The following is an 11,072-nucleotide window of genomic DNA, read 5'->3' on the forward strand; positions in this document are numbered from 1 at the left end:
GACGATGGAGACTCTCTCCCTGGCCCCCTGGCTGGTCGCGACCCCGATGATCGGCGCCCTCGTGCTGCTGGTCGCCGGCCGGCGCACCGACCGGTGGGGGCACTGGCTGGGCGTGCTCGCCAGCGCGGCGACGTTCGTCGTCGGGCTGGTGATGCTGCTCGACATGCTCGGCACCCCCGCCGACCAGCGGGTGGGCACGCACACCGTGGGCACCTGGATCGAGGCCGGCCCCCTGCACGTGGATCTCGGGTTCCAGGTGGACCCGCTGTCGATGACGTTCGTGATGCTCGTGACGTTCGTCGGCACGCTGATCCACGTGTACTCGGTGGCCTACATGGACCACGACGTCGACCGTCGCCGGTTCTTCGGGTACCTCAACCTGTTCGTCGCCGCGATGCTGCTGCTGGTGCTCGCGGACTCCTACCTGCTGCTCTTCGTCGGCTGGGAGGGCGTGGGCCTCGCGTCGTTCCTGCTCATCGGGTTCTGGGACGGCAAGCGGGAGAACGCGGTCGCGGGCAAGAAGGCGTTCGTCATGAACCGGGTCGGCGACATGGGGCTCATCGTCGCGATGATGCTGCTGCTCGCGACCTTCGGCGCCTTGGACTTCGCGACGGTGCTGCCGGCGGCGGGCGAGGGTGCGACGGCGGCCGGCCAGGGCGTGATGACGGCGATCGGCCTCATGCTCCTGCTGGCGGCGTGCGGCAAGTCCGCGCAGCTGCCGCTGCAGGCGTGGCTCGGGGACGCGATGGCGGGCCCGACGCCGGTGTCCGCGCTGATCCACGCGGCCACGATGGTGACCGCCGGGGTCTACCTGCTGGTGCGCTCGGGTCCGATCCTCGAGGCGGCGCCGGACGCGCAGCTCGTCGTCGCGATCGTGGGCGCGCTGACCCTGCTGTTCGGGGCGATCGTCGGTACCGCCAAGGACGACATCAAGAAGGCGCTCGCGGCGTCGACGATGTCGCAGATCGGCTACATGATGCTCGCCGCCGGCCTGGGGCCGGTCGGGTACGCGTTCGCGATCTTCCACCTGCTCACGCACGGCTTCTTCAAGGCCGGGCTGTTCCTCGGCGCCGGGTCCGTGATGCACGGGATGGACGACGACGTGAACATGCGCCGCTTCGGCGGGCTCGCCCGCCTGCTGCCGGTCACGGCGATCACGATGGGCCTGGGCTGGCTCGCCATCCTGGGCGTACCGCCGTTCTCCGGCTTCTACTCCAAGGACAAGATCATCGAGGCGGCGTTCGTCGGCGAGGGCTGGCAGCCGTGGGTGTTCGGGATGGCGGCGCTGCTCGGCGCCGGCATCACGGCCTACTACATGTCGCGGCTGTTCTTCATGACGTTCCTGGGGCGCCGCCGGTGGCGCCCGGACGACGCGGCCGGCCCGGACGGCGCCCCCGTACGGCACCCGCACGAGTCGCCGCGCCTCATGACGTGGCCGATGATCGTCCTCGCCGTGGGGTCGCTCGGGCTGGGCTTCGTGCTCAACGCCGGGGACCGGTTCGTCACCTGGCTGGAGCCGGTCACGGGGCACGCGGAGCACCACGAGCCGGTGCTGCCGGTGTGGCTGCTCATCACGCTCACGCTGCTGCTGGTGGCGCTCGGCGTCGTGCTGGCCTGGCGCCAGTACGTGGTCGCCGCCGTGCCGGTCGAGCCCCCGCCGGCGCCCGCCGTCGTGCGGGCGGCGCGCGTCGACCTGTACCAGGACGCCGTCAACGAGTCGCTCGTGATGCGTCCGGGGCAGTACTTCACCCGGGCGCTCGTGTACTCGGACCGCACCGCGGTCGACGGCGGCTGGCTGGGCCTGGCGGGCGGCATCGGGCGCCTCGGCGCGCGGCTGCGGCGGATGCAGAACGGCTACGTGCGCTCGTACGCGGCGACGATGCTCGGCGGCCTCGGCGTCGTCGGGCTGGTCGTGTGGGTCCTGGCCAGCTGATCGGGATGGCGGGAGCGATGGCGATGACGCCGAAGAAGACGTCGACGACGAAGGACGGGGACGCATGACGATGTCCACAGGGTTCCCCTGGCTCACGGTCCTCATCGTGTGGCCGCTGGTGGCGGCGGCCGCGACGGCCCTCACGGGCGTGGGCCGGGGCCGACCGGCCGCCGGCCCGGTGACCGGCGGGCGGTTCGGGGCGGGCGCCGCCCGCACGGTCGCGCTGGTCGGCGCGCTGGTCGAGGTCCTCCTGCTGGTCGGGGCCTTCGCGGCCTTCGACACCGGCGACGCGGGGACCCACCAGCTCACCGAGACGTACTCGTGGATCCCGCCGATCGGGGCCAGCTTCGCCGTCGGCGTCGACGGCGTGGGGCTGCTCCTCGTCGCGCTGTCGGTGGGCCTCGTGCCGCTGGTGATCCTCGCGGCCTGGCGCGAGCAGGGCGGCGACCACGTGCGGCTGCGCCGCTACCTCGCGACCGTGCTGCTGCTCGAGGCGTTCATGGTGACGGTCTTCGTGGCCCGCGACGTGTTCCTCTTCTACGTGGTGTTCGAGGCCATGCTGATCCCCGCCTACTTCCTCATCGGCGGGTTCGGGCAGGGACCGCAGCGCCGGTACGCGGCGGTGAAGTTCCTGCTGTTCTCGCTGGCCGGCGGCCTGGTCATGCTGGTGGGCGTCATCGCGCTCTACCTGCAGGTGCCGGCCGCGGACCGCGGCCCGCAGACCTTCCTCACCGACAACCTCACGGGGCTGACGCTCGACCCGACGGCCGAGAAGCTCATGTTCTGCGCCTTCTTCCTCGCGTTCGCGATCAAGGCGCCGATGTTCCCCGTGCACTCGTGGCTGCCCGACGTCACGCAGCACGCGACGGCGGGCACCTCGACGCTCCTCATCTGCGTGCTCGACAAGGTGGGCACGTTCGGGATGCTCACCCTGTGCCTGCCGCTGTTCCCCGCGGCGAGCCGCTGGGCGGCGCCGTTCGTCATCGTGCTCGCGGTGATCTCGATCCTGTACGGCGCGATCCTCGCGATCGGCCAGAGCGACCTGCTCCGGCTCATCGGCTACACCTCGGTGTCCCACTTCGGGTTCATCATCCTGGGCATCTTCACGTTCACGTCGCTGGGCACCGCGGGCTCCGGCCTGATGATGCTCAACCACGGCATCTCCACCGGGGCGCTGTTCCTCGTCGCCGGGTTCGCGATCGCGCGGCACCCGCGACAGAGCCAGCTCATCGGCGACTACGGCGGCCTGCGCAGGGTGGCGCCGATCCTGGGCGGCACGTTCCTCGTGGCCGGCCTCTCCGCGGCCGCGCTGCCCGGCCTCGCGACGTTCGTCTCCGAGATCATGGTGTTCCTCGGGTCGTACGCCCGCTGGCCTGCCGCGGTGATCGTCGCCGTGCCCGCCGTCGTCCTCGCCGCCGTGTACGTGCTGCTCACCTACCAGCGCATGTTCACGGGGGAGACGACGCCCGAGCTCGCGTCCGCGCGCGACCTCGACGGCCGCGAGAAGACCGTGGCCGGCGTGCTCGTCGGCGCGCTGCTCGTGCTCGGCCTCCTGCCCGGTCCGGTGCTCGACTACGTGCGCGCGCCCGGGGAGGTCGCCGTCGAGCAGGTCGGTGAGACCGACCCGCCGCCCGTGATCCAGCCGTCGGCGCAGGACGCCGCCGCCGAGGGGAGCCAGCTGTGAACGACTTCGTCGCCCCGCCCATCGACTGGGCGGCCGTCTCGCCCGTGCTGATCGTGCTCGCGGCGGGCGTGCTCGGCGTGCTGCTGGAGGCGTTCGTGCCCGAGCGGGCGCGCCGCACGACGCAGCTCACGCTCACCCTGGCGGCGCTCGCGGGCTCGCTCGTGGCGGTCGGGCTGCTGTGGGACCGGGTGCAGGAGAACGCGCTCTCCGTGGTCGGCGGGTCGTACCTGCTGACGCCGTTCGGCCTGGGCGTCCAGGCCGTCATCGGGGTGTGCGCGCTGCTGGGCGTGCTCGTCGTCGCGGAGCGCACCACGACCGGGCAGGACGCGTTCGCTCCCGCCGCCGCGGCCGTGCCGGGCACGGCGTACGAGGACGAGACGCGCCGCGCGGGCCTGCAGCAGACCGAGATCTACCCGCTGCTGCTGTTCTCGACCGGCGGCATGCTGCTCTTCCCGGCCACCGACGACCTCATCGTCATGTTCGTCGCGCTCGAGGTGCTGTCGCTGCCGCTGTACGTGCTGTGCGCGACGGCGCGCCGTCGCCGTCTCCTCAGCCAGGAGGCCGCGTTCAAGTACTTCGTGCTGGGGGCGTTCGCGTCCGCGCTGTTCGTCTTCGGCATCGCGCTCGTCTACGGCTTCGCCGGCACCGTCCGGCTGCAGGGCGTGGTGCAGGTGCTCGCGGACCCGTCCGTCTCGCCGCTGGGGTCGATGCCGGCGCTGGTGGTGGTCGGGCTGCTGCTGGTGCTCAGCGGGCTGCTGTTCAAGATCGGCGCCGCGCCGCTGCACGCGTGGACCCCGGACGTGTACCAGGGCGCCCCCACGCCGATCACCGGGTTCATGGCGGCGTGCACCAAGGCCGCCGCGATGGGCGCGCTGGTGCGCGTGCTGTTCACGCTCGCGAACGGCCTCGACCCCGCGACCCGGCACGACGTCGAGGTCGCGCTGTGGGCGGTCGCCATCCTCACGATGCTGATCGGCACCGTGGTCGGCGCCGTGCAGACCGACGTCAAGCGCCTGCTCGCGTACTCCGCGATCGCGCACGCCGGGTTCCTCCTGGTCGGCGTCGTCGGGATGGACGAGGCGGGCTCGCGGGCCGTCCTCTTCTACCTGCTCGCGTACGGGCTCGCGTCGATCGGCGCGTTCGCGGTGGTCACGCTCGTGCGCGAGCGCACCGTGTCGGGCGACGACGACGCCGCCCACAGGACGGCAGACGGCCCGGTCCCCGACGACGGCGTGGTGCTGGGCGAGGCCACGCGGCTGGCGCAGTGGGCCGGTCTGGGCCGCAAGGCCCCGTGGCTCACGGCGGCGTTCTCGCTGTTCCTCCTGTCGATGGCGGGGATCCCGCTCACGGCCGGGTTCGTGGCGAAGTTCGGCGTGTTCTCGGCGGCCGTCGAGGCGGGGGCGTGGCCGCTCGCGCTGCTCGGGGTGCTCGCGTCCGCCGTCTCCGTGTTCTTCTACGTCCGGGTCATCGTGCTGATGGTGCTCACCCCGGCCCCCGGCGGGGACCAGGCGTCGGCGGGCACGTCGTCGGCGGGGTCGGCGGAGGACGACGTGCCGGCGGGCGGCAGCGGCACCGCCACGGTGACGGGCGCGGCGACGCGCACGCTCGTGTCGCGGACGGTCGTGACCGTCGTCGGCTCGCGCGGCCCGGCGGCGTTCGCGATCGCGGTGTGCGCCGTGGGTGTGCTGCTGCTCGGCATCCTCCCGGCGGGCGCGCTGGACCTCGCCGCCCAGGCGGCGCAGTTCCGCCCCTGACCGCCTGCTGTCGGCGCTCCGTGCTCGGGGCGGCGCGCCCCCTGTCGGCGCCCCGAGCGCGGGCTGTCGTCGCGCCGGTCACGGGGTGGTGTCCGTGAGCGACCTGACGCGGCCGGGGCGCGTCTCGGTGCGGTGTTCGGGGCCCCGGACGGATAGGTTCGGACAGTGACTCGCGCTCCTTCCGCCTCGGCTCCCCGGCCCGGGCCCACGCCGCCCCCGGCGCCGCCGGCGATCCCGCTGTCCGACCCGGCGCTCGCCGACCGGCTCGCCGAGCGCATGACGCGGGTGGACGCGGCGCTCGACGACGCCGTGGCCTCGGCGGACGCCCTGGCCGACGACGCGTCGCGGCACCTCGTCGCGGCCGGCGGCAAGCGGTTCCGCCCGCTGCTCACGCTGCTCGCGGGCGAGCTGGGCGACGGGTCGCGCCCGGAGCTCGTCGACGCGGCGGTCGTCGTGGAGCTCACGCAGGTCGCGTCGCTGTACCACGACGACGTCATGGACTCCGCGCCGCTGCGCCGCGGGGCGCCCGCGGCGCACACGGTGTGGGGCAACTCGGTCGCGATCCTGGTGGGCGACCTCCTGTTCGCGCGGGCGTCCGCGCTCGTCGCGGGCCTCGGCCCGGAGGCGGTCGTGCTGCAGTCGCGCACGTTCGAGCGCATGTGCCTCGGCCAGCTGCACGAGACCATGGGCCCCGGCACCGACGACGATCCCGTGGAGCACTACCTGCAGGTGCTCAGCGACAAGACGGCGTCGCTGCTCGCGACGTCTGCGCGCCTCGGCGCGATGTTCGGCGGCTGCGAGCCCGCCGTCGTCGAGGCCGTGGCGGCGTACGGCGAGAAGGTGGGCGTCGCGTTCCAGCTCGCCGACGACGTGCTCGACATCGCGTCCTCCGGCGACGAGTCCGGCAAGACGCCCGGCACCGACCTGCGTGAGCACGTGCCGACGATGCCGGTGCTGCTGCTGCGCCAGCGGGTCGCGCGGGGCGAGGGCTCCGCGGCGGACGCCGCGCTCGTCGCCCGGCTCGACGGGGACCTCGCCGGCGACGACGCCCTCGCGGCCGTCGTCGCGGAGCTGCGCGCGCACGACGTGCTGGCCGAGACCCGCGCCCTCGCGGGCCGGTGGGCGCGCGAGGCGGCCGACGAGCTGGCGCCGCTGCCCGAGGGACCGGTCAAGCAGGCGCTCGCCGACCTCGCCCAGGCGCTGGCCGACCGGACGGCCTGACCGGCACCGCGCCGCGGCCGGCCGGCCGGGTGACCTGCACGGCTGTCGGCCAGGACCTGCACGGCGACCGATCGCGGCCGACCCGGCGGCGACGAGCTACGCGGCGGCGAGCCGGGAGAGCGTCAGCGCGACTACCGCGCCGGCGAGCAGGTACGGCCCGAAGGCCAGCGCCGTCCCGCGTGACGCCCGCCGAGAGGCCATGAGCACGAGCGCCACCGTCCCGCCCAGCAGGATCGGCAGCACGGCGGCGGCCACGAGCGAGGACCAGCCGTACCAGGCGGTGACGAGGCCGAGGAGCGCGGCGAGCTTCACGTCCCCGCGGCCCATCCCGGCCCGGTGGACCAGGTGCAGCAGCAGGTACGCCCCGCCGAGCAGGAGGGCCCCGGCGAGCGCCCGCAGCGCGGCGTCCCACGTCCCGCCGGCCAGCGCGGCGAGCGCGAGGAGCACGGCGACCACCGCCGTCGCAGGGTAGGTCAGGGCGTCCGGCAGCCGGTGCGTGCGGGCGTCGACCACCCACAGCGCGGCCCCCGCCGCCGCGGCGACGACGAGCGCCGGGGTGGACCAGCCCGGTCCGCTCGCCCACACCGCCCAGACGGCGGCGAGGGCGGCACCCCACGCCGCCGCCCGGCGGTGGGGCGCGACCTCGGCACGGGCGCGCTGGAGGATCGGGGGCACGAGCGGATGCTATGCGCCGGCGTCGGGGTGCCGGGGGCGTCGTCCACAGCCCCGACCGCCGTCCGCCCCGCGGCGCCACCGTGGCCCGGACGGCGCCGGCCGGGTCAGCCCGGGAGCGCCACCGCGTCCGCCGCGACGACGAGCTGCGCGACGCACACCACCGCCACCGCCAGGCTCAGCAGGAACGGGGCCCGGCTGTGCGGCCGCACGAGCCCCACGGTCCCGGCGACGGCGGCCAGCACGACTGCGCCGCCGGCGAGCGCCGCCGACGCCGCGGCGGGCGGGCCCGGCGGGCCGAGGAGGATCACCACGCTGCCGGCGGCGAGGACCAGGGGCGCCAGCAGGCTCGCCCCGCGGCGCCCCAGGCGGTGCGGAAGCCCGCGCACGCCGGTGGCGGCGTCGTCCTCGAGGTCGGGGAGCACGTTGGCGAGGTGGGCGCCGACGCCGAGCAGCGCGGCCGCCCCGACCGTCCACCCGGCCACGACGCGCCCGTCGCCGGCCGCGGCCACGACGAACGCGGGCAGCAGGCCGAAGCTCGCGGCGTACGGCAGCCACGACAGCGGCGTCGCCTTGAGCCACGCGTTGTAGGACCAGGCGCTGCCGACCGCGGCGAGGTGCAGCAGGCCGGGCAGGAGCCCCGTCGCGAACGACAGGACGACGCACGCGGCGAGGGCGGTGAACGCGGCCGTGCGCAGCGCCGGGGCCGTGACGGCGCCGGTCACCGTCGGCTTGTCCGTGCGCCCGACGCGCCGGTCGCGCGCCGCGTCCAGCCAGTCGTTGCTCCACCCCACCGAGAGCTGCCCGGCCGCGACCGCCGCCGTGACGAGCAGCGCGCGACCCGCAGGGAGCCCGACGCCGACGGCGAACACCAGGGCCAGCACCGTGACCACGGCCGCGGGGGCCGGGTGCGTCGCGAGCAGCAGGCCCCGCACCCGCGCCGCGGGCGTGGCCCGTGCCGTCCCCGTCGCACCCACGGGGGCAACCTACGCCGGGGCGCCCGGCCCCGCCGGGCGGTGCCTCGCCCCGCACGCCGGTCGCGCCGCCCGAGCGATCCGGGGCCACGGCCCCCGCGCGGGGCAACGGCGCCGGTGCCACGATGCGAAGCATGTCTCGCGTCCTCGCCGTCGCCCCCGTCCTGCCCGGCCCGGCGCACCCGCAGGGTCGGATCGCGGAGACGGTCGCCCCTCTGCTCACCGCCGCGGGGCCGCGGCGCGAGCTGGCCCGCCGGCTGCACGCCGCGGCCGGGGTGCGCACCCGCCACCTCGCGCTCCCGCTGGCCGACTACGAGCGGCCGTTCGGGTTCGCGGACGCCAACGCCGTGTTCGCCCGCGAGGGCGCGGCGCTCGCCGAGCGGGCGTGCCGGGAGGCGCTCGCTGCCGCGGGCGTCGACCCGGGCGACGTCGACCTGCTGTTCTTCACGTCGGTGACGGGGGTGGGGGCGCCGTCGGTGGACGCCGGCCTGGTGGGTCGCCTGGGCCTGCGGCCGGACGTGCGCCGGGTGCCCTCCTTCGGGCTCGGGTGCGCGGGGGGCGCGGCCGGGCTGGGCCACCTGCACGAGCACCTGGCGGGGCACCCGGGCCGGGTGGCGCTGCTGGTGTCCGTCGAGCTGTGCTCGCTCACGCTCCAGCGGGACGACGGCTCGACCGCGAACCTGCTGTCCTCCGGCCTCTTCGGGGACGGTGCGAGCGCGGTGGTCGTCGCCGGCGACGACGTCGCACCGCGCGGCGCCGGCCACGCGCCGCGGGTCGTGGACGCGCGCGGGCGGATCTATGCCGGGACCGAGCGGCACCTGGGGTGGGAGGTCCGGGACACCGGGTTCGGCATCGTGCTGTCGGCGGAGCTGCCGCAGCTGCTGCGGGCGCACCTCGCGGGGGACGTCAAGGACCTGCTCGCGCCGCACGGCCTGGAGCCGGACGACGTCGGCACCTGGGTGGTGCACGCCGGCGGGCCGAAGATCGTCGACGCCGTCCGCGACGCCCTCGACCTGCCCGAGGAGGCGCTGGCGCGCACCCGCGCGACCCTGGCGGCCGAGGGCAACCTGTCGTCGTCGTCCGTGCTGCACGTGCTCGCCGCGACCCTCGACGACGGCGCGCCGCCGCCGGGCGGGTGGGCCGTGCTGATGGCGTTCGGGCCGGGCGTGGCGGTCGAGCTGGTGCTGCTGCGCGGCGAGCCCGGGGGGCCGGCGTGAGCGTCGCCCTCTACGCGGCCCTGGTGCTCGCGACGGGGCTGGAGCGGCTGGCCGAGCTCGTGGTCTCGGCGCGGCACGCCCGGTGGTCGTTCGCGCGCGGGGGCGTCGAGTCGGGCCGGGGGCACTTCCCGGCGATGGTCGCGCTGCACTCGGGCCTGCTCGTGGCGTGCGTGGTGGAGGTCGTCGTCGCCGACCGGCCCTTCCTGCCGTGGCTGGGGTGGCCGATGCTGGCGCTCGTCCTCGCGAGCCAGGGCCTGCGCTGGTGGTGCATCGCCACGCTGGGCGAGCGGTGGAACACGCGCGTCATCGTGGTCCCCGGGCTGCCGCTGGTGCGTCGGGGGCCCTACCGGTGGCTGGCGCACCCCAACTACGTGGCCGTGGTGGTCGAGGGGGTCGCGCTGCCGCTGGTGCACACGGCGTGGGTGACGGCGGTCGCGTTCACCGTCCTGAACGCCTGGCTGCTGCTCGGCTTCCGGATCCCCGCCGAGGAGCGCGCGCTGCGCCTCGCGGACGTCGCGTGACGGGCCGCGCCCCGACGCCCGACGCCGACGTCCTCGTGGTCGGTGGCGGGCCGGTGGGGCTCGCCGCGGCGATCGAGGCGCGCCGGGCGGGCCTGGACGTGATCGTGCTCGAGCCGCGTCCCGCCCCCGTCGACAAGGCGTGCGGGGAGGGCCTCATGCCGGGCACGCTCGCCGCGGTGCGACGGCTCGGCGTCGACCCCGACGGGTGGGACCTGCGGGGGATCTCCTACCGGCAGGACGGCCGCGCCGCCGACCACCGCTTCGCCGGTGGCCCGGGACGCGGTGTGCGGCGCACGGTGCTGCACGCCGCCCTGCACGCGGCGGCGCTCGACGCGGGAGCGGTGGTGCTCCCACGGAGGGCGGACGCCGTCGTGCAGGACGCGGCGGGCGTGACCGCGGGCGGGGTGCGCGCGCGGTGGCTGCTCGGCTGCGACGGCCTGCACTCGCTGGTGCGGCGGGAGGTGGGGCTCGAGGTGTGCGACGACGAGCCTCGCGGCACCGCGGTCCGGCGCCGGCGCCGCTTCGGGCTGCGCCGGCACTACCGGGTGCGTCCGTGGACGGACCTGGTGGAGGTGCACTGGGGCCCGCGGGTCGAGGCGTACGTGACCCCGGTCTCCGACGGCCTCGTGGGGGTGGCACTGCTCGGGCCGCGGGGCACGGACGCCGACGCCGAGCTCGCGAGCCTGCCCGAGCTGGCGGACCGGCTGTCCGGTGCGCCGGCGGACGGTCCGTTGCGCGGGGCCGGGCCGCTGCGGGTGCGGTCGGCGGCGCGCGCCGCCGGGCACGTCCGCCTGGTGGGCGACGCCTCCGGCTACGTGGACGCGCTGACGGGGGAGGGGCTCCGGGTCGGCCTGGCGCAGGCGCGGGCCGCCGTCGAGCACCTGGACGACCCCGCGGCCTACGAGCGGGCGTGGGCCCGCGCCACCCGCGACTACCGGGTGCTGACGACGGGGCTCGTCGCGCTCGCGACGTCGCCCCTGCGCGGGCGCGTGGTGCCGGCCGCCGCCCGGGCGCCGGGTCTGTACGGCCGCGTCGTGGAGCGGCTCGCGCGCTGATCCGTCGCCGCCGTCTCGCACTGCGAACGGCCGCGGGGTCC

At 76.0% G+C, this 11,072-nt stretch carries 9 protein-coding genes; 7 read left to right on the forward strand and 2 right to left on the reverse strand.

Annotated elements, in window-relative coordinates:
- The first annotated feature begins 4 nt into the window (after window positions 1-4).
- From nuoL to ABZ493_RS06685, 4 genes are all read left to right on the forward strand, one after another.
- Window positions 5-1,933 (forward strand): NADH-quinone oxidoreductase subunit L, encoded by a 1,929-nt coding sequence (gene nuoL, locus ABZ493_RS06670; protein ID WP_430581392.1) that lies wholly within the window; start codon window positions 5-7, stop codon window positions 1,931-1,933.
- A gap of 70 nt (window positions 1,934-2,003) precedes the next feature.
- The gene (locus ABZ493_RS06675) at window positions 2,004-3,617 is read left to right on the forward strand and encodes an NADH-quinone oxidoreductase subunit M (protein ID WP_430581467.1); all 1,614 of its coding nucleotides are present in this window, start codon (window positions 2,004-2,006) and stop codon (window positions 3,615-3,617) included.
- On the forward strand, window positions 3,614-5,371 hold the full coding sequence (gene nuoN / locus ABZ493_RS06680) for an NADH-quinone oxidoreductase subunit NuoN (protein WP_430581393.1): 1,758 nt from the start codon (window positions 3,614-3,616) through the stop codon (window positions 5,369-5,371). The genes ABZ493_RS06675 and nuoN overlap by 4 nt, the downstream gene beginning before the upstream one ends.
- A 276-nt stretch (window positions 5,372-5,647) precedes the next feature.
- Complete coding sequence (locus ABZ493_RS06685; RefSeq protein WP_430581468.1) at window positions 5,648-6,592, forward strand: polyprenyl synthetase family protein; 945 nt, start codon at window positions 5,648-5,650, stop codon at window positions 6,590-6,592.
- A 96-nt stretch (window positions 6,593-6,688) separates the two neighbouring features.
- Here ABZ493_RS06685 and ABZ493_RS06690 read toward each other — a convergent pair whose 3' ends face one another.
- Together ABZ493_RS06690 and ABZ493_RS06695 are read right to left on the reverse strand one after the other, a co-directional pair.
- Window positions 6,689-7,267: an A24 family peptidase gene (locus tag ABZ493_RS06690; RefSeq protein WP_430581394.1), complete on the reverse strand. Its 579-nt coding sequence runs from the start codon at window positions 7,265-7,267 to the stop codon at window positions 6,689-6,691.
- A 104-nt stretch (window positions 7,268-7,371) separates the two neighbouring features.
- Window positions 7,372-8,241, reverse strand: coding sequence for a UbiA family prenyltransferase (locus ABZ493_RS06695; RefSeq protein ID WP_430581395.1), 870 nt, complete (start codon window positions 8,239-8,241; stop codon window positions 7,372-7,374).
- Between the two features lie 131 nt (window positions 8,242-8,372).
- Between ABZ493_RS06695 and ABZ493_RS06700 the strand changes: the two genes are divergently transcribed.
- The 3 genes from ABZ493_RS06700 to ABZ493_RS06710 are packed head-to-tail and all read left to right on the forward strand — an operon-like array spanning window position 8,373 to window position 11,031.
- Window positions 8,373-9,455, forward strand: coding sequence for a 3-oxoacyl-[acyl-carrier-protein] synthase III C-terminal domain-containing protein (locus ABZ493_RS06700; RefSeq protein ID WP_430581396.1), 1,083 nt, complete (start codon window positions 8,373-8,375; stop codon window positions 9,453-9,455).
- Window positions 9,452-9,976, forward strand: a complete 525-nt coding sequence (locus ABZ493_RS06705; RefSeq protein WP_430581397.1) for an isoprenylcysteine carboxylmethyltransferase family protein — start codon at window positions 9,452-9,454, stop codon at window positions 9,974-9,976. Before ABZ493_RS06700 ends, ABZ493_RS06705 begins: the two co-directional genes overlap by 4 nt.
- A complete protein-coding gene (locus ABZ493_RS06710; protein WP_430581398.1) occupies window positions 9,973-11,031 on the forward strand; it encodes an FAD-dependent oxidoreductase in 1,059 nt (352 codons plus the stop codon). Before ABZ493_RS06705 ends, ABZ493_RS06710 begins: the two co-directional genes overlap by 4 nt.
- The last annotated feature ends 41 nt before the right edge of the window (window positions 11,032-11,072 follow it).

Source organism: Isoptericola sp. NPDC019482 (assembly GCF_040632295.1).
In the GTDB taxonomy this organism is placed as follows: domain Bacteria; phylum Actinomycetota; class Actinomycetes; order Actinomycetales; family Cellulomonadaceae; genus Isoptericola.